Source organism: Pseudomonas sp. FP215 (assembly GCF_030687795.1).
Lineage (GTDB): Bacteria > Pseudomonadota > Gammaproteobacteria > Pseudomonadales > Pseudomonadaceae > Aquipseudomonas > Aquipseudomonas salmasensis.
In genome coordinates this window covers 2,202,529-2,227,359 of the sequence record NZ_CP117447.1, presented here as the reverse complement: position 1 = coordinate 2,227,359, position 24,831 = coordinate 2,202,529, and the positions used below count along the sequence as shown (strand labels likewise).

Genomic DNA, 24,831 nt, shown 5'->3' with positions numbered 1-24,831 from the left:
TGGGAGCTGGCTTGCCTGCTCCCACATTTGGATCCTCAGTGTTTGTTTTGACTTCATGAGGCAGGTCAATCGTGATTGAGCTTTCGGATCAATTCACCCATCTGGTGCTCGCCCCGACCATCGGCGGCAGCCTTGTCAACTGGACGGTACGCGCCACCGGGCAACCGCTGTTGCGGCACAGCGATGCACAGGCGATCAATACCGGGCTGCCGGGCAAGCTGGGCTGTTATCCATTAGCGCCCTGGTCCAACCGCATCGCCCACGGTGGGTTTGACAACCCCGGTGGCTGGCTGGCACTGGCAGCTAATAGCCTCACTGATCCTTTACCGATTCACGGCTCGGCCTGGCAGCAGGCATGGCAGGTGGTGAGCCATACCACGCAGGAAGTGGTGCTGGAATTGGAATGCGACACACCCTTCGCCTATCACGCCCGCCAGCGGGTGCGCTTGAACAACGGTGAGTTGAATATCGACTTGTGCGTGACTCACCTGGCCGAGCAACCAGCGTGGCATGGGTTGGGCTTGCATCCCTACTTGCCGCGCCGGCCGGGTACGCGGCTGCAGGCCAGGGCTGGGCAGGTGTGGATGAGTGATGCAGCCAAGCTGCCCACAGGGTTGGCACCAGTTCCCGAGGATTGGGATTTCCGGCAACTGAAGGAACTGCCCCAGGGGCTGGTGGATAACGGCTTTTGCGGCTGGGATGGGCACTGCCTGATCGAACAATCGGAGCTTGGCTATAGCCTTGAATGCCAGGCCAGCGGCGCCGATTACTTCCTGTTGTACTGCCCGCCGGGGTTGGATTTTTTTTGCATCGAGCCGGTGAGCCATCCGGTGAACGCCCATCACCTGCCAGGCAGGCCTGGCCTGAAACTGCTGGAGCAAGGCCAGTCAACCCACCTGGCACTCCACCTGAAATACACTCCAAATGCCTGAACTGTAGGAGCGAGCTTGCTCGCGAAAAACTCACAGGCGCCGCGTTCATTCAGAAAACACGCGTTATCGTTGACGTTCTTCGCGAGCAAGCTCGCTCCTACAGTTGGGACATGCGTCAGTGTCAGGGTGGGCTGTTTTTCAGGCGCCCCGCCGTGTCGATACTCACCACCACCGACAACCCCGGCCGCAAGCGCTCGCTCTCGGCCTGGTCCGGGTCTACGGTGATGCGCACGGGCACCCGCTGGGCGATCTTGACGAAGTTGCCGGTGGCGTTGTCCGCCTGCAACAGGCTGAACTCGGAACCGGTGGCCGGGGAAATATGCTGCACCGTGCCATGGAATTTGCGGTGGTTCAGCGCGTCCACGGTGAAGGTCACTGGCTGGCCGACTTGCACGTTGTCCATCTGGGTTTCTTTCATATTGGCAATCACCCACAACTGCTTGGGCACCAGCGCCATCAGTTGCGCGCCGGAATTGACGTACGCGCCCAGGCGCACGCCGATCTGCCCGAGCTGGCCATCCCGTGGCGCCGTGATGCGGGTATTGGACAGGTCGATGCGCGCCAGTTCCACCGCCGCCTCGGCACTCGCGACGGCAGCCTCCAGGGAGCCACGATTGACGATCACCGTCTGCAGATCCTGGCGGGCGATTTCCAGGCTGGCCTGGGCCTGGGCCACGGCGGCGATGGTCTGGGCATTGGCCGCACGGGTCACGTCCAGTTCGCGCTTGGACACCGAACCATCGCTGATCAGCTCTTCATTGCGGCGCAAGTCCGCAGTGCTCTTGCGTGCCTGGGCCTGGCTGTCGACCAGCGCGGCCTGGCGCAGCTTGATGGTCGCTTCGGCGCTGTTGCGTTGCTGCACCACATTGGCCAACGAGGCCTTTTGCACCGCCAGTTGCGCCAGGGCTTGGTCGAGGCGCTGCTTGTAGATGCGGTCGTCCAGGCGCACCAGCAGATCGCCGGTCTTGACGTACTGGAAGTCCTGCACCGGCACTTCGAATACATAACCGCTGAGCTGCGGGCCGATAATCGTCACCTGCCCCCGCACCAAGGCGTTCTCGGTGGTTTCCACCGCGCTGCTGAACGGCGGCAGTTGCCAGGCGTACAGCACGATCAGCACACCGATGATAGCGATGGCGGCAAAGCCCAGGGACGAGATGATACGCACGCGCAAAGGCCGCAATTGGGTCGGCACCGCGCCAGGTGGCGTGCTGCCTTCCGGCGTGGCGGCAATGGCGGTCGTGGTGGTGGTTGAAGGTTCGGTCATGAAGTCGCGCCGCTGGGTTGAACAGGAGGAGTTGCCTTGGTGGTGCTCATCAGCCACAGGCTGCGGGTGAAGATCCACAGCATGGTCAGGATCGCAATAATCGCGATCAGCATGAAGACATCGTTGTAAGCCATGACGTTCGCCTCACGGGTGGCCGCCGTGGCCAGGCTGCGGATGCCCATGAGGTTGCGCAGTTCCGGGTCGGCGGCGATCTTGCCATAGGCCGCCCCACCACTCTGCACCCGCGCCGCCACAAGCGGGTCGATCAGGGTCAGGTGCTCGACAATCATGCTCGAATGGTACTTCTCGCGCACGATCTGGAAGGTGCCCAGCAACGCCGCGCCGATCAGGCCGCCGAGGTTCTGGCAGATCCCGAACATCACCGAGAAGCTCACCAGGTTGCGCGGGTTGGTCAGCACATTCTTGGTGCCCAGCACCATGGTCGGCCCCAGGAAGAACGTACCGCCGAAGCCTAGCAGGAACTGGCTGATATAGAGGTTCTGTGGACGGGTCAGGTTGCTGGAAAAACTGTCCATCACGGAACCGGTCGCCATCAGCGCCAGGGAGATGATCAACGGCATCAGCAAGTGCGCCGGGTTGATCGTCAGCGCGCTGACCACCAGCCCGGCAATCGCGCCGGCCAACATCACCACGTACAGGGTATGCATCTGCTGGTAGCTCATGTTCAGCATCTGCATGAACCCCACCGCACCGGTAGACTGCTCGGACAGCACCATGCGAATCAGCACCACCGCCAACGCCAGGCGGATCATCACGCCGCTGCCCAGCCAGCGCGTCATCAGCATGGGGTTGCTACGGTTATGCTCGATGGCCAGCCCCGCCATGATCAGCACCAGGGAGCAGGCCGAGGCTACGCCGATCCACGGCGCTTCCAGCCACCAGTCAATGCGCCCCAAAGACAGCACCGCGCAGAGCAAGGCCACGCCGCTGGCGAGGATGGCGAAGGTGAGAAAATCGAGTTTTTCAAAGGTCTTGAAGCGGTCGCCCGGCGGCAGCTTGAGCAGGAACACACAACCCAGGCAGATCAGTGCCAGGCCCAGTTCGAACAAATACAGCCCGCGCCATTCAGCGATTTGCAGCAAGTCTTCGGAAAACAGCCGCGCCAGGGGCAGCGCCAATTGCGCGGTGCCCAGCCCCAACACCAAAGCTTTCAACCGCCACTTGGCCGGGAATGCCTGGATCATGTAGTACAAGCCCAACGAACTCAGCGCCGCGCCCACCATGCCGTGGGCGGCCCGTACCGCAATCGCCGAACTGAGGTCATTGACGAACAAGTGCCCGAAGGTCACCAGCGCGTAGAGCACCAGGAACACCTCGGTAAACGCGCGCAGGCCGAACTGCTGGCGAAACTTCACCAGCAGCAGGTTCATGCACACGTTGGTCATCACATAGGCGGCGGGCAGCCAGGCCATTTCCGCGGTGGTCGCGCCCAGGGCCCCTTGCAGGTATTGCAGGTTGGCGATAACCAGGGCGTTACCCAGGCCGCCGGTAATTGCCACCAACACGCCGACCATCGCGAAGAGCCAGCGCTTACGCGTAGGGTGCAGCGGCGTCGACGGCGAGCCAGGCAGGCTCGGCCGCTCGTGGGGTTTCCAGGTGTGGGGGGTGTATTTATCCATTCGGTGACCTTGGTAAGCCGGGGTGCAAGGCCGGTGAATCCGTTACACAGAGGAACAGTAACCTGAGAGGCGTTCATGTTGCCATCTTGAGGACGCAATTGATCCCCAGGCAGACACAGCTAAATGTGGGAGCGGGCTTGCTCGCGAATGCGGTAGATCAGTTGCTGATGCATTGACTGACACGACGCCTTCGCGAGCAAGCCCGCACTCAATCCATGCCGTTCTTAGAGAGAGGCTTTAAGCAACATACCGACTGCCACCACCACACACAGGCTAGCAAACCCCACTTGCAAGGCCCGAGCGGGGATCACCGAACACAACCGCCGTCCCGCTAACATGCCGACGACACTCGCACCGATAAACACCCAGCCCACCGGCTCGATACTCACCCCCGCATGAAACGCACCGGCCACGCCGATCAGCGACAGCAGGCTGACCACCATCAAGGAAGTGGCGACGATCCCACGCATCTGTACGTCGGTCAGTTGCTTGAACGCCGGTACAATCAGGAAGCCGCCACCCACGCCCAGCAACCCCGACACGGCGCCGGTCACCGCACCCAACGCCGCCAGAGTGGCGCTGCATTTGGCGGTCCAGGCCAGGCGCCCGGTCTGCTGGTTGAGCATGCAATTCTTCTGGCCCCATGACGCCGCGCCATGGTCACTCGGCCCGGCTTCGCGCTTTTCCCGTTGCAGCATGCGCCAGGCCACCAGCACCATCAGCGCGCTGAACAGGCCCATCAGCACCGGTTCCGAGAGTTGGTGGGCGACGAACACGCCCAACGGCGAAAACAGTGCGCCGAGCAACGCGATGAGTAACGCCGCGCGGTAACGCACCAGGCCATGGCGTAAACCATCGATGGCCCCGACCGCTGCCGCCGCACCCACCGCGAGCAGTGACACCGGCGCGGCCTGGGTCATGGTCAAGCCCAGCCCCAGCACCAGCGCCGGCACCCCGAGGATGCCGCCGCCCGCGCCGGTCAGGCCCATGACCAGGCCCATCAATACCCCTAACAGACTGGCGAGCAGCATTCAGTCCACCTTGCTCAGGCGGGTCAGCCACTCGCGGCCCTTGAGCATGCCGTTCCAGTAGAACCACGGCAGCAGTGTGGCCTTGAGGAACCACATCGAACGGCGTGCCTGCGTCGGGTCGAGAGGAAAGGTCGGCAGCAACTTGCCGCCATAGCCAAACTCGGCCAGCACCACCTTGCCCTTCTCCACCGTCAGTGGGCAGGAACCGTAGCCGTCGTACTTGAGCGGCAATGGCGCCTGCTTGCGCAGGGCCAACAGGTTTTCGGCCACCACCACGATTTGCTTGCGCACCGCTGCCGCCGTCTTGGCGTTGCTGGTGCCGCACACATCGCCCAAGCCAAAGATGTGCGGGTAGCGCAGGTGCTGCAGGCTGTGGGGGTTCACTTCGCACCAGCCGGCGGCGTCGGCGAGCAGGCTCTCGCGGATAAAATCCGGGGCGACCTGCGGCGGTACGACGTGGAGCATGTCGAAGGTTTTCTCTTCGACCGTCGCGTTGCCTTCGGTGTCCTTGACTTCAAACCAGGCTTTGCGCGCCGGGCCATCGACTTTCACCAGGTTGGAATTGAACGCCAGGCGCGCGTTGTATTTTTCCACGTACTTCATCAAGGGCGGCACAAAGGTCGGCACACCAAACAACGCAGCACCGGCCAGGTTGAATTCGACGTCGATGTGTTTGAGGTTGCCCTGCTTGAGCCAGTGGTCGCAGGACAAGTACATGGCTTTTTGCGGCGCGCCGGCGCATTTGATCGGCATCGCCGGCTGGGTGAACAACGCCTTGCCGCCCTTGAGCTGCTGCACCAACTGCCAGGTATACGCGGCGTGTTCATAGCTGTAGTTGGAGGTGACACCGTGTTGGCCGAGGGTGTCTTGCAGGCCTTCGATTTTTTCCCAGGCCAGGCGCAGGCCGGGGCAGACGATGAGGTTCTTCCAGGTGACGCGCTGGCCGCTGTCGAGCACCAGGGTGTTTTCATCGGGCAGCACTTCGCTGACGGCGGCCTGCACCCAGCTGACGCCATTGGGTAGCACATCGGCCAGGGGCCGGCGGGTCTTGTGCAGGTCGTAGGCGCCGCCGCCGACGAGAGTCCAGGCCGGCTGGTAGCAGTGGTAGTCGCTAGGTTCGATGAGGGTGATGTTCAGGTGCGGGTCGCGCTTGAGCAGGCTGGCCAGCAGGCCGATGCCTGCCGAGCCGCCGCCGATGACTACGATATCGCCACTGATGGTGGGTCCCCAGTGTTGTTCGGTCATTGTCTACTGCCTTTTTGAGTCAATGCACACAAGGGTCGCTGCCGGATGGCGTCACGCCCAGCTTTTTATGACCGCGCCGCAATACAGCCCGGACAGGGTCTTCATCACTTGAATCACTTCGTGGCTGGCCAGCCCGTAAAAAATGTATTTGCCTTCCCGACGGGTGGCGACCAACCCTTCATCGCGCAAGATGCCCAACTGTTGTGACAGGGTGGGCTGGCGTACGCCGGTCAAGGCTTCCAGCTCGCCGACGTTGCGCTCGCCTTGGGTCAACTGGCACAGGATCAACAAGCGGTCTTCATTGGCCAGGGCCTTGAGCAAGGCACAGGCCTTGGACGCCGACGCACGCAACTGGGCGACCTCGCCCTCACTCAACGTAGATTCCATTTGCCTCGGGTCCTTTATGTCACTTAAGCTCAAAACATTATGTGTAAACGTAAACTGATTGTAACCACTTTTTTCTTCAGCACTTTTTCCTAACAGAGGCGGCCGCCATGCCAGCGTTGATTCAAGCCTTTCTGGATGACGCATCGTCGACCTACACCTACATCGTCTATGAAGCCGATGGCGGCCCTTGCGCCATTGTCGACTCGGTGCTCAATTACGACCCGGCGTCCGGCCGCACCGACACGGCGCAAGCCGACAAGGTGATTGCCTTTGTGCGAGAGCATGGCCTGCACGTGCAGTGGCTGCTGGAAACCCACGCCCATGCTGACCACCTGTCCGCCGCGCCCTACCTGCGTCGCACCTTGGGCGGCAAGATCGCGATCGGCGAATCCATCAGCAAGGTACAGGGGGTGTTCAAGAACCTGTTCAACCTGGAGCCGGAATTTCGCGTGGACGGCTCGCAGTTCGATCACCTGTTTGCGCCGGATGAAATCTTTCACATCGGCAACTTGAAGGCCCAGGCACTGCACGTACCTGGACACACCCCCGCCGACATGGCCTATCTGATCGACGGCCGCTTGATCCTGGTGGGCGACACCCTGTTCATGCCAGACGTCGGCACCGCCCGTTGCGATTTCCCTGGTGGTGACGCACGGCAGTTGTACGCGTCGATGCGCAAGCTGCTGGCGTTCCCTTCAGACACCAAGCTGTACGTATGTCATGACTACCCACCCGAAGGTCGAGAGGCGAAGTGCCAGACCACCGTGGCGGAACAACGGGCGGGCAATATCCATGTGCATGACGGCGTGGATGAAGCGGCGTTTGTAGAGATGCGCACCCAACGCGATGCTGGATTGGGCATGCCAACGTTGTTGCTGCCGGCGATACAGGTGAATGTGCGAGCGGGAAATATGCCGCCGGCAGAAGAGAACGGCGTGACCTACCTGAAAATCCCCCTCAACCAACTCTAGAAGCACAGCGTTGTAGCGATCAACGGTAACCACGATGCGAAGCGAGTTGCTCTTGCTCTGCTTTTGATCTTGATCTTAGGCGCCCCGTCAAACCACGCTGGCCGGAATTCGACAGGGATTTGGGGGGTAAACCGGCAGGGATGCCGGTTTAGCCGCCCCGCGCCATGGATGGCGCGTGGCGGCGGCCCCCCAAATCACTGGCGGATTGCGGGCACACCGAGCCCAAGCGAGGTGCCGAGTGGTGGGGCATGAGCGTTTTGCTTACTTTTGCGCTTTTCAAAAGTGAGCCGCCGTCAGGGCGGAACCCTAGGTGGCCGTTACCGCAGCAATGGATATGTAAACAATCCAACTGTGTTGACTGTTAGGCCGCCTTCGCGAGCAAGCCCGCTCCCACAGTTGGATTGCGGGGGTGTCAGGTAGATAGGTGTCAGCTGGCAGGCCGCCATCGCAGGCAAGCCAGCTCCCACAGTTGGATTGTGGGGTGTCAGGTACATAGGTGTCGGCTGGCAGGCCGTCATCGCAGGCAAGCCAGCTCCCACAGTTGGATCGTGGAGTGTCAGGTAGATTGACGTCGGCTGGCACGCAGACAAGCCCCACATTTTGCCCCGTATTGAATCAGGAACCCAGACTGATGCCGTTGGCTGGCAATGGCAATGCGGTTTTGTAGCGCACCTGCTTCAAGGCAAAGCTGGAGCGAATGTTCGCCACCCCCGGCACCTTGGTCAAAAAATCCATCATGAAACGCTCCAGCGACTGAATCGTAGGCACCAACACGCGGATCAAATAGTCCGGATCACCCGCCATCAGGTAACACTCCATCACCTCCGGCCGGTCCGAAATCGCCCCTTCAAATTGCTGCAGCGCCAGCTCGTTCTGTTTCTCCAGGCTTACATGGATAAACACATTCACGTGCAGTCCCAGCAAATCAGCATCCAGCAGCGTGACCTGCTCACGAATCAGCCCCAGTTCTTCCATCGCCTTGACCCGGTTGAAACACGGCGTGGGCGACAGGTTGACCGAGCGGGCCAGGTCGGCATTGGTGATCCGCGCATTCTCCTGCAAGGCGTTGAGAATGCCGATATCGGTACGGTCCAGTTTGCGCATGAGACAAAATCACCTGTTTATTATGTTTATGCAGTTTTTTTATCCGCAAATGGCCGGCGACGCAATGAAACACAGATAAATATTCTTCTACGCCACGCCTATGATTGTTGTAGGACAAGATTTCTTCTACCCGAAGACTGACTGTCAGCTAGCGCGCCCACTACAAGAAATTCACAAGATAGAGCGTAGAAAGCCATGACCCAGCCGTATGCACCGCTGCGCCTGCACGTTCCCGAACCCTCGGGCCGCCCAGGCTGCAAGACCGACTTCACCTACCTGCGTTTGACCGACGCCGGCCTGGTACGCAAACCCGCCATCGACGTAGAACCGGCCGACACCGCCGACCTGGCCAAGGGCCTGATCCGCGTGCTCGACGACCAAGGCCAGGCCCTGGGCCCGTGGGCCGAGGGTGTCTCCACCGAGATCATGCGCCGCGGCATGCGCGCCATGCTCAAGACGCGCATCTTCGACAACCGCATGGTGGTCGCCCAGCGTCAGAAAAAAATGTCGTTCTACATGCAAAGCCTTGGCGAAGAAGCCATCGGCAGCGCCCAGGCCCTGGCCTTGAATATCGACGACATGTGCTTCCCCACCTATCGCCAGCAAAGCATCCTGATGGCCCGCGAGGTGCCGCTGGTAGACCTGATCTGCCAACTGCTGTCCAACGAGCGTGACCCGCTCAAAGGCCGCCAGTTGCCAATCATGTATTCGGTCAAGGAGGCGGGTTTCTTCACCATTTCCGGCAACCTTGCCACCCAATTCGTCCAGGGCGTGGGCTGGGGCATGGCCTCCGCCATCAAGGGCGATACCAAGATCGCCTCGGCCTGGATCGGTGACGGCGCCACCGCGGAATCGGACTTCCACACCGCCCTCACCTTCGCCCACGTGTACCGCGCGCCGGTGATCCTCAATGTGGTCAACAACCAGTGGGCAATTTCCACCTTCCAGGCCATCGCTGGCGGTGAAGCCACCACCTTCGCCGGACGCGGCGTGGGGTGCGGCATCGCTTCCCTGCGCGTGGACGGCAACGACTTTATCGCCGTGTACGCCGCCTCGGCCTGGGCTGCCGAGCGTGCGCGCCGCAACCTGGGACCCACCCTGATCGAGTGGGTCACCTACCGCGCCGGCCCACACTCCACCTCCGATGACCCGTCCAAATACCGTCCCGCCGACGACTGGAGCCACTTCCCCCTGGGCGACCCGATTGCCCGCCTCAAGCAGCACCTGATCAAGATTGGCCAGTGGTCCGAAGAGGAACACGCGGCGGTCAGTGCCGAGCTTGAAGCCGAAGTGGTCAAGGCGCAGAAGGAAGCCGAACAGTACGGCACCCTGGCCGGTGGCCAGATTCCAAGCGCCGCGACCATGTTCGAGGATGTCTATAAAGAGATGCCGGAGCACTTGAAGCGCCAGCGTCAAGAGCTGGGGGTGTGACATGAACGACCACAACAACAGTATCGAACTGGAAACCGCCATGACCACCACCACCATGACCATGATCCAGGCCCTGCGCTCGGCCATGGATGTGATGCTTGAACGTGACGACAACGTGGTGGTGTTCGGCCAGGACGTCGGCTACTTCGGCGGCGTGTTCCGTTGCACCGAAGGCTTGCAGACCAAGTACGGCAGCTCGCGGGTGTTTGACGCGCCCATCTCGGAAAGCGGCATCGTCGGTGTGGCCGTGGGCATGGGCGCCTATGGTTTGCGCCCGGTGGCCGAAATCCAGTTCGCCGACTACGTCTACCCCGCCACCGACCAGATCATTTCCGAGGCGGCGCGCCTGCGTTATCGCTCGGCCGGCCAATTCACCGCACCACTGACCATGCGCATGCCCTGCGGCGGCGGCATCTATGGCGGCCAGACCCACAGCCAGAGTATCGAAGCGGTGTTCACCCAGGTCTGCGGCCTGCGCACGGTGATGCCGTCCAACCCCTATGACGCCAAGGGCCTGCTGATTGCCTCCATCGAAAACGATGACCCGGTGATCTTCCTCGAACCCAAGCGCCTGTATAACGGCCCGTTCGATGGCCACCACGACCGCCCGGTAACGCCGTGGTCCAAACACCCCCAAGCCCAGGTGCCGGACGGCTACTACACCGTGCCCCTGGACGTGGCCGCCATCGTGCGCCCAGGCTCGGCTGTGACCGTGTTGACCTATGGCACCACCGTGTATGTGTCGCAAGTTGCCGCCGAAGAAACCGGCATCGACGCCGAGGTCATCGACCTGCGCAGCCTGTGGCCGCTGGACCTGGAGACCATCGTCAAGTCGGTGAAAAAGACCGGCCGTTGCGTGGTGGTGCATGAAGCCACGCGCACCTGCGGCTTTGGTGCCGAGTTGGTGTCGCTGGTGCAAGAGCATTGCTTCCACCACCTGGAAGCGCCGATCGAACGCGTCACCGGTTGGGACACCCCCTACCCGCACGCGCAGGAGTGGGCGTATTTCCCAGGGCCGTCCCGAGTGGGCGCGGCGTTGAAACGGGTCATGGAGGTCTGAATGGGCACGCACGTTATCAAGATGCCGGACATTGGCGAAGGCATCGCGGAAGTTGAATTGTCGGTATGGCATGTAAAGGTCGGCGACCTGGTGGTTGAAGACCAGGTGCTGGCGGACGTAATGACCGACAAGGCGATGGTGGATATTCCGTCGCCGGTCCATGGCAAGGTGATTTCTCTGGGCGGTGAGCCGGGTGAGGTCATGGCAGTGGGCAGTATTTTGATCAGCATTGAAGTGGAAGGCGCAGGCAATACCAAGGATGTGCCGGTGGTTGCCGAACCTGCGAAAGCCGCGCCTCCCGTGGCCGGAGCCAAACCGATACAAGCGCCGGTAGAAAGCAAGCCCGCTCCTGTAGTGAAAGCACCGCAAGCCCCCGTGGCCCGCGAAGCCAGCGAACGCCCATTGGCCTCGCCTGCCGTGCGCAAACACGCGTTGGATGCCGGGATTCAACTGCGCCTGGTCCAGGGCACAGGGCCTGCGGGGCGGATTCTGCACGAAGACCTGGAGGCTTACTTGCGCCAGGGCCCGGCAACGGGCGCCAGCGCCGCCAACCCGTATGCCGAGCGTACTGACGAACACCAGATCCCGGTGATCGGCATGCGCCGCAAGATCGCCCAGCGCATGCAGGACGCCACCCGCCGCGCCGCGCATTTCAGCTACGTGGAAGAGATCGACGTCACCGCCCTCGACGAGTTGCGCGTGCACCTCAACGAGAAGCACGGTGCGACACGCGGCAAGCTGACCCTGCTGCCGTTTATCGTGCGGGCCATGGTTGTGGCCTTGCGCGACTTCCCGCAGATCAACGCCCGTTACGACGACGAAGCCCAAGTCATCACGCGCCTCGGCGCCGTGCACGTGGGCGTCGCCACCCAGAGCGACGTGGGCCTGATGGTGCCGGTGGTGCGCCACGCCGAAGCTCGCAGCCTGTGGGGCACTGCCGAAGAAATCGCACGTTTGGCCAATGCCGCACGTACAGGCAAGGCCAGCCGTGAAGAGCTGTCCGGTTCGAGCATCACCCTGACCAGCCTTGGCGCTCTGGGCGGCATCGTCAGCACGCCGGTGCTGAACCTGCCGGAAGTGGCCATCGTCGGCGTCAACCGCATCGTTGAGCGGCCGATGGTGATCAAGGGCCAGATCGTGGTGCGCAAGATGATGAACCTCTCCAGCTCCTTCGATCACCGCGTGGTCGACGGCATGGACGCGGCGCAATTCATCCAGGCCATTCGCGGCCTGCTCGAACAACCCGCCAGCCTGTTCCTGGAGTAAGGGCATGACTCAGACATTGCATACCACGCTGCTGATTATCGGCGGCGGCCCTGGCGGTTATGTGGCGGCGATTCGCGCAGGCCAGTTGGGCATCCCGACCATCCTGGTGGAAGGCCAGGCACTGGGCGGCACCTGCCTGAACATCGGCTGCATTCCCTCCAAGGCGCTGATTCATGTGGCCGAGCAGTTCCAGCAAACCGTGCACCATAGCCAGGGCTCGCAGCTGGGCATTGAAGTGGATGTGCCGACCCTGGACATCCGCAAGAGCGTGGAATGGAAAGACGGCATCGTCGACCGCCTCACCACCGGCGTCGCCGCGCTGCTGAAAAAGCACAAAGTGCAGGTGATCCATGGCTGGGCCAAGGTCATCGACGGCAAGACCGTCGAGGTAGGCGAGCAGCGCATCCAGTGCGAACACCTGCTGTTGGCCACCGGCTCGAAAAGCGTCAACCTGCCGATGCTGCCGATTGGCGGGCCGATCATCTCCTCCACCGAAGCCCTGGCACCGACCCGCGTGCCCAAGCGCCTGATCGTGGTGGGCGGTGGCTATATCGGCCTGGAGCTGGGTATCGCCTACCGCAAGCTCGGTGCCGAGGTCAGTGTGGTCGAGGCCCAAGCGCACATCCTGCCGGCCTACGACGCCGAGCTGACCCTGCCGGTGGCTGAATCCCTGAAGAAACTCGGCGTGAAGCTGTACCTGGAACACAGCGTCACCGGTTTTACCGACGGCAAACTGCAAGTGCGTGCGCCCAACGGCGACACCCTGGCGCTGGACACCGACCAGGTGCTGGTAGCCGTGGGGCGCAAACCCAACACCCAAGGCTGGAACCTCGAAGCGTTGAACCTGGACATGAACGGCGCGGCGATCAAGATCGACAGCCGCTGCCAGACCAGCATGCGCAACGTGTACGCCATCGGTGACCTCAGTGGCGAGCCGATGCTGGCGCACCGGGCCATGGCCCTGGGCGAAATGGTTGCCGAACTGATCAGCGGCAAAACCCGCGAATTCAACCCGGCGGCGATACCCGCGGTGTGCTTTACCGACCCGGAACTGGTGGTGGTCGGCCAGACCCCGGACGAGGCCAAGGCGGCCGGCCTGGACTGCATCGTGTCGAGCTTCCCGTTCGCCGCCAATGGCCGGGCCATGACGCTGGAGTCCAAAGCCGGGTTCGTGCGGGTGGTGGCGCGGCGTGACAATCACCTGATTGTGGGCTGGCAAGCCGTGGGGGCTGGTGTATCCGAGCTGTCGACCGCGTTCGGCCTGAGCCTGGAAATGGGCGCGCGCCTGGAAGACGTGGCCGGCACCATCCATGCCCACCCGACCCTGGGTGAAGCGGTGCAGGAAGCCGCGCTGCGGGCGTTGGGCCACGCGTTGCACCTTTAAAACCGCGGCGCGGCCATCGCAGGCAAGCCAGCTCCCACACTTGGAATGCATTCCAATGTGGGAGCCGGGCTTGCCCGCGATAGCGGTGGATCAGCCAATGCAGATGTTGAATGGTCCACCGCCCTCCTCCCACACCGGCCAAGAATGCAGTATTGTTGCGCCCATCCAGAAAAAAATCCGACTTGACCAGAGATAGAGGGTGTCATGGGTAACGAGAGCATCAATTGGGACAAGCTGGGTTTTGACTACATCAAGACCGACAAGCGGTTTCTCCAGGTCTGGAAAAACGGCGAATGGCAAGCAGGCACCCTGACCGACGACAATGTGCTGCACATCAGCGAGGGCTCCACTGCCCTGCATTATGGCCAGCAATGCTTCGAGGGCCTGAAGGCCTACCGTTGCAAGGACGGTTCGATCAACCTGTTCCGCCCGGACCAGAACGCCGCCCGCATGCAGCGCAGCTGTGGCCGCCTGCTGATGCCACAAGTGCCGACCGACGCGTTCATCGACGCGTGCAAACAAGTGGTCAAGGCCAACGAGCGCTTCATCCCGCCGTACGGCAGTGGCGGCGCGCTGTACCTGCGCCCGTTCGTGATCGGCACCGGTGACAACATCGGCGTGCGTACCGCGCCGGAATTCATCTTCTCGGTGTTCTGCATCCCGGTCGGTGCCTACTTCAAGGGCGGCCTGGTGCCGCACAACTTCCAGATCTCCGGCTACGACCGCGCCGCGCCGCAAGGCACCGGTGCCGCCAAGGTCGGTGGCAACTACGCCGCCAGCCTGATGCCAGGTTCAGAAGCGAAGAAATCCGGCTTCGCCGACGCGATCTACCTGGACCCGATGACCCATTCGAAAATCGAAGAAGTCGGCTCGGCCAACTTCTTCGGGATCACCCACGACAACCAGTTCATCACGCCGAAGTCGCCTTCGGTACTGCCAGGCATCACCCGCCTGTCGCTGATCGAACTGGCCCAGACCCGCCTGGGCCTGGAAGTGGTAGAAGGCGAAGTGTTCATCGACAAGCTGGACCAATTCAAGGAAGCCGGCGCCTGCGGTACCGCTGCCGTGATCTCGCCTATCGGTGGCATCCAGTACAACGGCAAGCTGCACGTGTTCCACAGCGAGACCGAAGTGGGCCCGATCACCCAGAAGCTCTACAAAGAGCTGACCGGTGTACAGACCGGTGACGTGGAAGCGCCAGCGGGTTGGATCGTCAAGGTCTGATAGCCACAAAAGCCAGCTGCACCACAAAACCCTGTGGGAGCTGGCTTGCCTGCGATAGCGATCTGTCAGCCAGCATATTGGCTACAGACACACCGCTATCGCAGGCAAGCCAGCTCCCACACTGGTTTCTGCGCCTTCAAGAGCGTGGCGCAATATTCTCGGCAATCTTCTTACCCATACTGATCCTCGGCTCCACCCCATACCCCAGCGCCTCATAAAACCCCACCACCGCGTCATTGCCGCCGGTGATCTGCAGGTTGATCTTCATGCAACCCAGCGCCGTCAACGCCTGTTCGGCATAGCGCACCAGCGACGATCCCAGGCCATGGCGCCGATAGTCGGCATGTACCGCCACCGAATACAGCCAGCCACGATGGCCGTCATAGCCGGCGAGGATGGTACCGATCACAGCTTTGTTGTCGGTGGCAACAAAGAACAACCCGTCATTGACCGCCAGTTTCTTATCAATCGCCAGGCTCGGCAGGTTATGGGCCGTGTCATAGCCAAACGCCTGCTGCCATAACTCGATCACCTGGGCACGGTGTTGACGGTCGCGATACGGCCCGATGGGGTGGCGGGACAACAGCGCCTTTTCCATCACCAACGTGCGCTCGTTGCCGTGGTACACGTCGCGCACGTTGTGAAAACCCAACTTGGCGTAGAAGGCTTGCGCCGTCAGCGAGGACGGCACGCTCAAGACCGTCACGCCGGCTTCACGGGCGCGCAGTTCGATCTCGATCATCAATAACCGGCCGATGCCCTGCCCTTGCAGCGCTGGGTTGACGAACACCGAGCGCACCACATTGCCATCCAGTGCGGCCGTAGCGACGATCAGTTGAGCCTGAGTTGCCACTAACACCACACGGCGCTTGAGCAGTTCCAGCACGGCGTCGGGTGTAAAGTTACGTGCCACTCGAGCAATCACATCCGCCGGGTAGTCCTGCGCATTGCTGCTGTGCAAGGCGGCCAGGATGACCTGGCTAATGCCCTCGGCATCTGAAGGTTGGGCAAGGCGAACAGCGGTATACATGGTTCCTCCTGGCTGACAGCGATAACAAACACCACAATACCAATGTGGGAGCTGGCTTGCCTGCGATAGCGGTGTGTCAGCCAGATAAATGGGGCTGACACACCGCTATCGCAGGCAAGCCAGCTCCCACCCTTTGATCGCATTTCAAGCCGGCAGCCGATTCGGCTGCGCCACTCCCGTTTTCAGCTTTCTTGGCTGAGCCACCCCGCTGTTTCAGCCGGGATCCTTTCCCCACAACGGACAAAATAGCGGCACAAGATCCCCAACGGACCCGTGCCCCCATGCAAACCACCAACACCGTCCTGATGATCCGCCCGGCGCGCTTTGCCTTCAACCCGGATACCGCGGTCAACAACCGCTTCCAACGCCCGCCGCTGGACCCGCTCAGTGCACAGCACAAAGCGCTGGAGGAGTTCGACGGTTATGTCGACACCCTGCGCCAGCACGGCGTGGAGGTACTGGTGGTGCAGGACACGCCGGCGCCCCACACGCCCGACTCGATCTTCCCTAACAACTGGTGGAGCAGCCATGCCGACGGCAGCCTGGTGCTCTACCCCATGGAGGGCCAGAACCGCCGACTGGAGCGCAACAAGGGCGTGCTGCAAGTCTTGGAGCAACGCTTTGCGATCAACACCACCATCGACCTCAGCCACCTGGAACAACAGAACATCTTCCTGGAAGGCACCGGCAGCATGGTGCTCGACCGCCAGCACCGCATCAGTTACGCCTGCCATTCGGGGCGCACCCACCACGCGGCGCTGCGCCAGTTTGCTGAACGCCTCGACTACCAACTCTGCGTGTTCCACGCCCTGGACCGCCACCAGGCCCCCATCTACCACAGCAACGTGATGATGAGCGTTGGCCGCGACCTCGCGGTGGTGTGCCTGCAAGCCCTGCCCGACGACAGCGAGCGCCTGGCCCTGGAACGCTCCCTGCGTGACACCGGCAAGGACATCCTCAGCCTGGACTTCGACCAGTTGGAAGCCTTCGCCGGCAACATGCTGGAGGTCCACGACCGGGACGGCCAGCCGTTGCTGGTGATGTCCGCCAGTGCCTGGGGCGCCCTGCATCCGGCGCAGCGCCAGCACGTGGAGCGTCATACGCGGCCGGTGGTGGTGAATATCGACAACATCGAACGCATCGGCGGCGGCAGTGCCCGCTGCATGCTGGCCGAAGTGCATCTGCCGGCCCGTCCCTCATTTCAATAAGGAGTCTTGCCATGACCCGTTATATCGACGTCAACGACCTCAGCTACCTGGTTTCGCAAAAAGGCCTGCAAACCTGCATCACCGAGATGGCCGACTACATTCGCGCCGACTACCTGCGTTGGCAGGATTTCGAAAAATGCGCGCGCCTGGCCAACCATTCACCGGATGGCGTGATCGAGCTGATGCCGGTGTCCGATGCCTCGCTTTACGCCTTCAAGTACGTCAATGGCCACCCGAAGAACACCCTGGCCGGCATGCTCACCGTGATGGCGTTCGGTGCCTTGGGCGACGTCGACACCGGCAAACCGGTGCTGCTGGCGGAAATGACCCTCACCACCGCGATCCGCACCGCTGCCACCTCGGCCCTGGTCGCCCGCTACCTGGCCCGCGCCAACAGCCGCAGCATGGCGCTGATCGGCAACGGCTGCCAAAGCGAATTCCAGGCCCTGGCCTTCCACGCCATGCTCGGCATTACTGAAATCCGCCTGTTCGACATCGACCCCCAGGCCACCGCCAAGCTCGCCGCCAACCTCAAGGCGTTCCCGGCGATCAAGGTGATCCTGGCCGCCAGCGTCGCCGAGGCGGTCAAAGGCGCGGACATTGTTACCACTGTGACTGCGGACAAGGCCTACGCCACCATCCTGACTGACGAGATGATCGAGCCGGGCATGCACCTCAATGCCGTGGGCGGTGACTGCCCAGGCAAGACCGAGCTGGACCGCCGCATCGTCGAGCGCGCCCGGGTGATCGTCGAGTACGAACCGCAAAGCCGCATCGAAGGCGAAATCCAGCACATGCCCGAAGATTCGCCGGTCACCGAGCTGTGGCAAGTGATCAATGGCCAACAGCCCGGCCGCGAGAATGACCGCCAAATCACCCTGTTCGACTCGGTGGGTTTTGCCATCGAAGACTACTCGGCCCTGCGCTACGTACTGGACGTGGCCAAGGCGCTGGATGTGGGCAGTGAGCTGGAACTGGTGCCAGACCTGGCCGACCCGAAAGACCTGTTTGCACGCCTGGCCCAGCAACCGGTTGTACAGCACAAAAAGCGCGCCTGAAACCGCTCTGGCCTGCCGCTTTGCGCCCAGGGCAGGCCAGATTTTGATGGGCTTAAAGCCGATTTTGCCGGTGCCGCAGCCGATTCCGCTGCATTGCTTGTTTTAACAGCGCAATTTGCGCTTTGCGCAGGGGGGAAACGACACAAAAAACGCACCATCATGAAGCATTCTCTGCTCCCAGTTATTCACTGCCCCTGACATCAATTACAAAATATAGGGACCGACACATGACTCCTCTGCGATCACTCTTCGCTGCGTTGCTGTTGCCACTGTGCGCCACTGCTGCCCACGCCCAGGACTGGAAAGAAATCCGGTTTGGCGTGTTCCCCGAATACCCGCCCTTCGAATCCGTCGCCGCCGATGGCAGCCTGCAAGGCTTCGATATCGAATTGGGCAACGCTATCTGCGCCAAGCTCGAAGTGAAATGCACCTGGGTGCACAACGAATTCGACGGCATGATCCCGGCCCTGCGTGCGCGCAAGTTCGACGCGATCATGTCCTCCATGGCCGTGACCCCGGCCCGCGAGAAAGTCATCGACTTCACCGACCGCCTGTTCCTCAGCCCCACCTCGGTGATCGCCCGCAAAAACGCCACCTTCGGTGATACCCCCGAGTCGCTGAACGGCAAGCAGGTTGGCGTGCTGCAAGGCTCGTTGCAGGAAGCCTATGCCCGCGCGCACCTGGCCAAACTCGGTGCACAGATCAAGGCGTACCAGTCCCAGGAACAGAACTACGCCGACCTGCAAAACGGCCGCCTCGACGCCACCCTCACGGACAAGCTCGAAGCCCAGCTCAACTTCCTGTCCAAGCCCGAAGGCGCCGACTTCAAGACCGGCCCGGCCTTCAAGGACCCGACCCTGCCCCTGGACATCGCCATGGGCCTGCGCAAGAACGACCAGGCATTGCGTGAGCTGATCAACAAGGGCATCGCCGCCGTCCAGGCCGATGGCACCTACGCCCAGATCCAGAAGAAATACTTTGGCGATCAGGACATCTACAACGAGTAATACCCGCGCTAGCAAAACCCCCTGTAGGAGCGAGCTTGCTCGCGAAAATCGTCAACGATAACGCGTTAAACCAGCATGAACGCGCCGCCCTTGAGTTTTTCGCGAGCAAGCTCGCTCCTACATAAAAAGAGATCTCCTTTCCATGAACGACCTCCTCAACCTGCAAGGCTACGGCCCCATGCTGGCCCAGGGTGCCTGGATGACGCTCAAGCTGGCGCTCCTCGCCCTGGCCCTGAGCCTTACCCTGGGCCTGGTCGCCGCAGGTGCCAAGCTCTCCAGCGCCAAATGGCTGCGTGTGCCGGCCACGCTCTACACCACGTTGATCCGCAGCGTGCCGGACCTGGTGCTGATCCTGCTGATCTTCTACAGCCTGCAACTGTGGCTCAACGACCTGACCGAAGCGTTCGGCTGGAACTACGTTGAAATCGACCCGTTTACCGCCGGGGTGATCACCCTGGGCTTTATCTACGGCGCATATTTCACCGAGAACTTCCGGGGCGCGATCCTCAGTGTGCCGGCCGGCCAACTGGAAGCCGCCACCGCCTACGGCCTGAGCCGCTGGCAGCGCTTTCAGCTGGTGCTGTTCCCGCAACTGATGCGCTTTGCCCTGCCGGGCCTGGGCAATAACTGGCTGGTGCTGCTCAAGTCCACGGCGCTGGTGTCGATCATCGGCCTGTCAGATCTGGTCAAGGCCGCGCAGAACGCCGGCAAGTCCACCAGCGAGCCGCTGTACTTCCTGATCCTCGCCGGCCTGGTGTACCTGGTGATTACCACACTCTCCAACCGCATCTTCAAGCGCCTGGAACGGCGCTATAACCTGGGCATCAAGGGGATGGCGCGATGATCGAACTGTTCCAGCAATACGGCCTGGCCTACCTGTTCAGCGATGGCAGCGGCCTGTCCGGTGTCGCCATGACCTTGTGGCTGTTCATTATCTCGGTGGTGCTGGGCTTTGGCCTGTCGATCCCCCTGGCGCTGGCACGCGTGTCAGAGCACTTCTGGCTGCGCTGGCCGGTGGAGGTCTACACCTACCTGTTCCGTGGCACGCCGCTGTATATCCAACTGCTGATTTGCTACACCGGGCTGTACAGCCTGGAGGTGGTGCAAGACAACGCCCTGCTTAACCAGTTTTTCCGCAATGCACTGAACTGCACGCTGTTGGCGTTTGTGCTCAACACCTGCGCCTACACCGTGGAAATCTTCGCCGGGGCGATCCGCAACATCCCCCATGGCGAGCTCGAAGCGGCACGCGCCTATGGCTTGCACGGCTGGCGGTTGAACCTGTTTGTGATCGTGCCCGCCGCCTTGCGTCGCGCCCTGCCGGCCTACAGCAATGAAATGATCCTGATGCTGCACGCCACGTCCCTGGCGTTCACCGCCACCGTCGCCGACATCCTCAAGGTCGCCCGCGATGCGAATGCCGAGACGTTCCTGACCTTCCAGGCGTTCGGCATCGCCGCCCTGCTCTACATGCTGCTGTCCTTTGCACTGGTGGGCCTGTTCAGGCTGGCCGAACGTCGCTGGATGCGTTTTCTTGTTCCTACCCGAGGCTAACCCATGAATCAGTCCGCGCAGGCCCTGGCCGCTTATCCGCTGGATGTACCCGTCGGCAAAACCGCCACGGCGGCCATCAAGCTGCAAGTCGAAGGTATCCATAAACGCTACGGCGAGCACGAAGTGCTCAAGGGCGTGTCCCTCAATGCCCGCCAGGGCGATGTGATCAGCCTGATCGGCGCCAGCGGCTCGGGCAAAAGCACGATGCTGCGGTGCATCAACTTTCTGGAACAGCCTGACGCCGGGGTGATTACCCTGGACGGCATCAGCATCGAAATGCAACCAGGCCGCGCCGGCACCCGCGCGCCGCACCAGGCGCAACTGCAAAACCTGCGCACGCGCCTGGCCATGGTGTTCCAGCACTTCAACCTGTGGAGCCACATGACTGTGCTGGAAAACATCACCATGGCCCCGCGCCGGGTGCTGAACGTGAGCGCTGCCGAAGCCGAGAAACGTGCGCGGCTGTACCTGGACAAGGTCGGCCTGCCCAGCCGCGTGGCGGACCAATACCCGGCGTTCCTGTCCGGCGGCCAGCAGCAGCGTGTGGCGATTGCGCGGGCACTGGCGATGGAACCGGAGATTATCCTGTTTGATGAACCCACCTCGGCCCTGGACCCGGAGCTTGTAGGAGAAGTGCTAAAAGTCATACAGACGTTGGCCGAGGAAGGTCGTACCATGCTGATGGTCACCCACGAAATGGGCTTTGCCCGCCAGGTGTCCAGCCAAGTGCTGTTCCTGCACCAGGGCCGAGTCGAGGAACACGGCGGCGCCGAGATCCTCGACCATCCCACCAGCGAACGCTTGCAGCAATTTCTTTCCAACCGTTTGAAGTGAACTCATGGATACCAAGGCCAACGGACCCCATTCTTCCCCTACGCTGGATCGCATCGACGAAGCGATCATCGACGTACTCAGGCATCAGGGGCGTATCACCTACGAAAAGCTTTCGTCGCTGGTGCACCTCACCCCCAGGCCCTGTCTGGAACGGGTGCGCAAGCTGGAGCGACGCGGGGTGATCCGTGGGTATGGGGCGATCATCGATGTGCAGATGGTCTCACCGGGGCTGTCGCTGCTGGTGCTGGTGGCCTTGTCCAACCAAAGCGGGCGCTCGGCGCAAAAGGCCTTCGAAGCTTGCGTGAAAGCCTGCCCGCAGGTGTTCGAATGCCAGTTGATCAGCGGGCCGTTCGATTACAGCCTGCGCATGCGTTGCCGCGACATGGAGCATTACCGGGTGCTGACCGAGACCTGGTTGAACAATGATGAGTTGCACATTGATAAGTTGGTGGCGCATCCGGAGTTGGCGGTGGTCAAGAACACTGCGACCGAACTGGCCTGATCCAGTTGGTTTGTGTGGGAGCTGGCTTGCCTGCGATGGCGGCCTCCCAGCCGACACTTCTCTACCTGACACCCCGCAATCAAACTGTGGGAGCGGGCTTGCTCGCGAAGGCGGCCTGGCGGTCAACACAGTTGGACCGGGTACATATCCGTTATTTAGGTAACGGCCACTTAGGGTTCCGCCCTGACGGCGTCTTACTTTTGAAAAGCGCAAAAGTAAGCAAAACGCTCTTGCCCCACCACTCGGCACCTCGCTTTGGCTCGGTGTGCCCGTAATCCGCCAGTGATTTGGGGGGCCGCCGCCACGCGCCATCCATGGCGCGGGGCGGCTAAACCGGCATCCCTGCCGGTTTACCCCCCAAATCCCTGTCGAATTCCGGCCAGCGTGGTTTAACGGGGCGCTTAAGATCAAAAGCAGATCAAGAGCAAGATCAAGAGCGGCTCGCTTCGCATCGTGGTTACCGTCTGCTGCTACAGCCCACCAAGTTGTGTAGATACCCATGCTGCGATAGCGGTGCATCAGTCACCCCACATCTGGCTGCTCGACCGCCATCGCAGGCAAGCCAGCTCCCACATTGACCGGGTTTGCAATTCTTTTGCCTGGCTTGGCCCCCACCAGCTTCGCCTGCCCATCCTTCTGCTTGCCCGTACGCGCTTCGCTGATCAGCCCCGGGATCAACTTGCCCTCCGGCAAGTTCTTCCAGAAGCGGCTGGGCAAATGCCCTTCCATCACTTTGGGATTCAGCCGCGCCGGGTTGAAGATGTGGCTGTAGTAGGTCAGCCACATGGCGCTGTGGGGGTCTTCGACATTCTGTGCCAGTTGCTGCCAGGCCTCGGGGCACTGGCGCTGGTGAATCAGTTGTTCGCCGTCGTAATACACCCCGTCAAGGGGCGTGGCGATCATCCAGCGATGGCGGCCCATGCGCCCGATGAAATGCTCGCTGGCGCTCTTGAGAATGTCATGGGCCGGCTCATGCCAGGCCACGTACTCCGGCAGTTCCGGGCCAGCCTCGGCCGGCAGTGCGATGAAGCGCACAAACGCATGCAAGTGGTGGGCTTCGCGGCTGACTTGCTTGATGCGCCGCTGCAATTCGCTGCCAAGCTTGTCACCCGCGAGCATGGCCGTGCGATCACCCTGGCTGACCCGCCACAGCACTTCATACAACAGGCTCCAGCGTTGATCACCGTGATAACAGGCGGCGGACTCCAGTAATTGCAACAGCGCCTTGGGTATGCGTGCCTGAAACGGCCCCAACCCTGGCGGGATCGGTTCATCGGTGGCGAACAGGTCCGCCGCCTGCATCTGGCCCCAGCTGACCTGGCTAGGGTCGACCTGATGGCTGAGCAACCAGCGTGCCTGTTCGCGCCAGGTGCTGAACAGGTTGTCGCATTCCAGGCTGATCATCCCCATAGCCCCATCTGTTGCGGCTGCGGTCGATCACGCAGTTGTTCACGCAGCAACACACTGGTGCTGTCGGCCTGTTGCGGGTGGTAGTCGCTGGTGATGAAAAACGGCTTGGCCTTGGCCAACACGCAGCGCATGCGCGCCAGGTCTTCGAAGCGGATCTTGCGTTCACGGCGCAGGTCGACCAGGCGCTGGGTGGTGCGCAAGCCGATGCCGGGGATACGTGCGATCAGGGTGGGCTCGGCGCGGTTCAGGTCAAGGGGGAACACCTCGCGATGCTCCAGGGCCCAGGCCAGTTTGGGGTCGATATCCAGTGCCAGGTCACCGGGGCCAGCGAACAGCTCATTGGCGCGGAAACCGTAACTGCGCAGCAGGAAGTCCGCCTGGTACAAGCGGTGCTCGCGCATCAAGGGCGGCGCGGCCAGGGGTACGCTTTTCGGGCTGTTGGGGATGGGGCTGAACGCTGAGTAATACACTCGGCGCAACTTGAAATTACCGTACAACGCCTCGGCACCGTGCAAGATGGTGCTGTCGTCGGTGTCGTCGGCGCCGACAATCATCTGCGTGCTTTGCCCGGCCGGGGCGAAACGTGGCGCGCGGGGTTCGTTGAGCACCGTCTGCTCGCCAGTGTAGATGGTCTGCATGGCCTGCTTGATCGAGCCGATCTGCTTCTCGGGCGCCAGGGTTTGCAGGCTGGCGTCGGTGGGCAGTTCGATATTCACGCTGAGGCGATCGGCATAACGGCCAGCCTCGGCGATCAGGGCCGGGTCGGCATCGGGGATGGTCTTGAGGTGGATATAGCCGCGAAAGTCATGCTCTTCGCGCAGCAGCTTGGCGACCCGCACCAATTGCTCCATGGTGTAGTCCGACGAACGGATGATGCCGGAACTGAGGAACAGCCCGCTGACGCAATTGCGCTTGTAGAAATCCAGGGTCAGGGTGACCACCTCCTCCGGGCTGAAGCGCGCACGGGGCACGTCGCTGGAGCGGCGGTTGACGCAGTATTGGCAGTCGTAGAGGCAGAAGTTGGTGAGCAGCACCTTGAGCAACGACACGCAACGGCCATCGGGCGTGTAACTGTGGCAGATGCCCATGCCATTGGTGGAACCCAGCCCCGCCTTGCCCTCGGAACTGCGCTTGGGCGCGCCACTGCTGGCGCAGGACGCGTCGTACTTGGCGGCGTCGGCGAGGATGCTGAGTTTTTCGATCAACTGCATGGAGGGCTACCGATACTGGTTTTTTGTACAGTACCAATAGCCACACCTTGTCACAAGTGCCGTCTGTAGGAGCGA

Annotated in this window: 23 protein-coding genes; 14 read left to right on the top strand and 9 right to left on the bottom strand. The window is 61.8% G+C overall.

The features are described from left to right. Window positions 1–71: 71 nt before the first annotated feature. The gene (locus PSH76_RS10320) at window positions 72–932 is read left to right on the top strand and encodes an aldose 1-epimerase (protein WP_305494034.1); all 861 of its coding nucleotides are present in this window, start codon (window positions 72–74) and stop codon (window positions 930–932) included. 121 nt (window positions 933–1,053) lie between these two features. Here the strand turns inward: PSH76_RS10320 and PSH76_RS10315 are convergent, their stop codons facing one another. The 5 genes from PSH76_RS10315 to PSH76_RS10295 form a co-directional block, all read right to left on the bottom strand. After that, window positions 1,054–2,199 carry an HlyD family secretion protein gene (locus tag PSH76_RS10315; RefSeq protein WP_003192298.1) on the bottom strand — a complete coding sequence of 382 codons (1,146 nt, stop codon included), beginning with the start codon at window positions 2,197–2,199 and terminating at the stop codon, window positions 1,054–1,056. Beyond that, window positions 2,196–3,839: an MFS transporter gene (locus PSH76_RS10310; RefSeq protein ID WP_305494033.1), complete on the bottom strand. Its 1,644-nt coding sequence runs from the start codon at window positions 3,837–3,839 to the stop codon at window positions 2,196–2,198. Before PSH76_RS10310 ends, PSH76_RS10315 begins: the two co-directional genes overlap by 4 nt. A 224-nt stretch (window positions 3,840–4,063) precedes the next feature. Next, a complete protein-coding gene (locus tag PSH76_RS10305) occupies window positions 4,064–4,870 on the bottom strand; it encodes a sulfite exporter TauE/SafE family protein (RefSeq protein WP_305494032.1) in 807 nt (268 codons plus the stop codon). Continuing rightward, complete coding sequence (locus PSH76_RS10300) at window positions 4,871–6,115, bottom strand: FAD/NAD(P)-binding oxidoreductase (protein WP_305494031.1); 1,245 nt, start codon at window positions 6,113–6,115, stop codon at window positions 4,871–4,873. It abuts the gene before it with no gap. A 51-nt stretch (window positions 6,116–6,166) separates the two neighbouring features. Continuing rightward, on the bottom strand, window positions 6,167–6,502 hold the full coding sequence (locus PSH76_RS10295; protein WP_003174875.1) for a helix-turn-helix transcriptional regulator: 336 nt from the start codon (window positions 6,500–6,502) through the stop codon (window positions 6,167–6,169). A gap of 107 nt (window positions 6,503–6,609) precedes the next feature. On the opposite strand from PSH76_RS10295, the gene PSH76_RS10290 reads away from it, so the two are divergent. Next, on the top strand, window positions 6,610–7,473 hold the full coding sequence (locus PSH76_RS10290; protein WP_034134289.1) for an MBL fold metallo-hydrolase: 864 nt from the start codon (window positions 6,610–6,612) through the stop codon (window positions 7,471–7,473). A 615-nt stretch (window positions 7,474–8,088) separates the two neighbouring features. On the opposite strand, the gene bkdR is transcribed toward PSH76_RS10290, so the two are convergent. Next, window positions 8,089–8,577, bottom strand: a complete 489-nt coding sequence (gene bkdR, locus PSH76_RS10285; protein WP_003174877.1) for a Bkd operon transcriptional regulator BkdR — start codon at window positions 8,575–8,577, stop codon at window positions 8,089–8,091. A 195-nt stretch (window positions 8,578–8,772) separates the two neighbouring features. Between bkdR and PSH76_RS10280 the strand changes: the two genes are divergently transcribed. The 5 genes from PSH76_RS10280 (at window position 8,773) to PSH76_RS10260 (ending at window position 14,942) form a co-directional block, all read left to right on the top strand. Further along, on the top strand, window positions 8,773–10,008 hold the full coding sequence (locus tag PSH76_RS10280) for a 3-methyl-2-oxobutanoate dehydrogenase (2-methylpropanoyl-transferring) subunit alpha (RefSeq protein ID WP_014719015.1): 1,236 nt from the start codon (window positions 8,773–8,775) through the stop codon (window positions 10,006–10,008). Between the two features lies 1 nt (window position 10,009). After that, window positions 10,010–11,068, top strand: coding sequence for an alpha-ketoacid dehydrogenase subunit beta (locus PSH76_RS10275; RefSeq protein ID WP_005789444.1), 1,059 nt, complete (start codon window positions 10,010–10,012; stop codon window positions 11,066–11,068). After that, window positions 11,069–12,334, top strand: coding sequence for a dihydrolipoamide acetyltransferase family protein (locus PSH76_RS10270; RefSeq protein WP_305494030.1), 1,266 nt, complete (start codon window positions 11,069–11,071; stop codon window positions 12,332–12,334). Window positions 12,335–12,338: 4 nt separating this feature from the next. Then, window positions 12,339–13,718, top strand: a complete 1,380-nt coding sequence (lpdA, locus tag PSH76_RS10265) for a dihydrolipoyl dehydrogenase (RefSeq protein WP_305494029.1) — start codon at window positions 12,339–12,341, stop codon at window positions 13,716–13,718. A 204-nt stretch (window positions 13,719–13,922) separates the two neighbouring features. After that, on the top strand, window positions 13,923–14,942 hold the full coding sequence (locus PSH76_RS10260) for a branched-chain amino acid aminotransferase (protein ID WP_003192309.1): 1,020 nt from the start codon (window positions 13,923–13,925) through the stop codon (window positions 14,940–14,942). Window positions 14,943–15,078: 136 nt separating this feature from the next. Here the strand turns inward: PSH76_RS10260 and PSH76_RS10255 are convergent, their stop codons facing one another. Further along, window positions 15,079–15,972 (bottom strand): GNAT family acetyltransferase, encoded by an 894-nt coding sequence (locus PSH76_RS10255; protein WP_305494028.1) that lies wholly within the window; start codon window positions 15,970–15,972, stop codon window positions 15,079–15,081. A gap of 281 nt (window positions 15,973–16,253) precedes the next feature. On the opposite strand from PSH76_RS10255, the gene ctlX reads away from it, so the two are divergent. The 7 genes from ctlX to PSH76_RS10220 all read left to right on the top strand — a co-directional run bounded on the left by ctlX (window position 16,254) and on the right by PSH76_RS10220 (window position 22,135). Then, entirely contained in the window at window positions 16,254–17,180 is a 927-nt protein-coding gene (gene ctlX / locus PSH76_RS10250; protein ID WP_305494027.1) for a citrulline utilization hydrolase CtlX, read from the top strand. An 11-nt stretch (window positions 17,181–17,191) separates the two neighbouring features. Beyond that, a complete protein-coding gene (locus PSH76_RS10245; protein WP_098950920.1) occupies window positions 17,192–18,238 on the top strand; it encodes an ornithine cyclodeaminase in 1,047 nt (348 codons plus the stop codon). Between the two features lie 227 nt (window positions 18,239–18,465). Next, window positions 18,466–19,245 carry an ABC transporter substrate-binding protein gene (locus PSH76_RS10240; RefSeq protein ID WP_305494026.1) on the top strand — a complete coding sequence of 260 codons (780 nt, stop codon included), beginning with the start codon at window positions 18,466–18,468 and terminating at the stop codon, window positions 19,243–19,245. A gap of 142 nt (window positions 19,246–19,387) precedes the next feature. Next, entirely contained in the window at window positions 19,388–20,089 is a 702-nt protein-coding gene (locus PSH76_RS10235) for an ABC transporter permease (RefSeq protein WP_305494025.1), read from the top strand. Then, window positions 20,086–20,799 carry an ABC transporter permease gene (locus PSH76_RS10230; protein ID WP_153474908.1) on the top strand — a complete coding sequence of 238 codons (714 nt, stop codon included), beginning with the start codon at window positions 20,086–20,088 and terminating at the stop codon, window positions 20,797–20,799. The genes PSH76_RS10235 and PSH76_RS10230 overlap by 4 nt, the downstream gene beginning before the upstream one ends. A 3-nt stretch (window positions 20,800–20,802) precedes the next feature. Then, window positions 20,803–21,633 carry an ABC transporter ATP-binding protein gene (locus tag PSH76_RS10225; RefSeq protein ID WP_228391100.1) on the top strand — a complete coding sequence of 277 codons (831 nt, stop codon included), beginning with the start codon at window positions 20,803–20,805 and terminating at the stop codon, window positions 21,631–21,633. A gap of 4 nt (window positions 21,634–21,637) precedes the next feature. Then, window positions 21,638–22,135, top strand: a complete 498-nt coding sequence (locus PSH76_RS10220; protein WP_003192319.1) for an Lrp/AsnC family transcriptional regulator — start codon at window positions 21,638–21,640, stop codon at window positions 22,133–22,135. Window positions 22,136–22,657: 522 nt separating this feature from the next. Here the strand turns inward: PSH76_RS10220 and PSH76_RS10215 are convergent. After that, window positions 22,658–23,539 carry a TIGR03915 family putative DNA repair protein gene (locus PSH76_RS10215; RefSeq protein WP_305494024.1) on the bottom strand — a complete coding sequence of 294 codons (882 nt, stop codon included), beginning with the start codon at window positions 23,537–23,539 and terminating at the stop codon, window positions 22,658–22,660. After that, window positions 23,536–24,756, bottom strand: a complete 1,221-nt coding sequence (locus tag PSH76_RS10210) for a putative DNA modification/repair radical SAM protein (RefSeq protein WP_003192321.1) — start codon at window positions 24,754–24,756, stop codon at window positions 23,536–23,538. Before PSH76_RS10210 ends, PSH76_RS10215 begins: the two co-directional genes overlap by 4 nt. Window positions 24,757–24,831 lie beyond the last annotated feature (75 nt).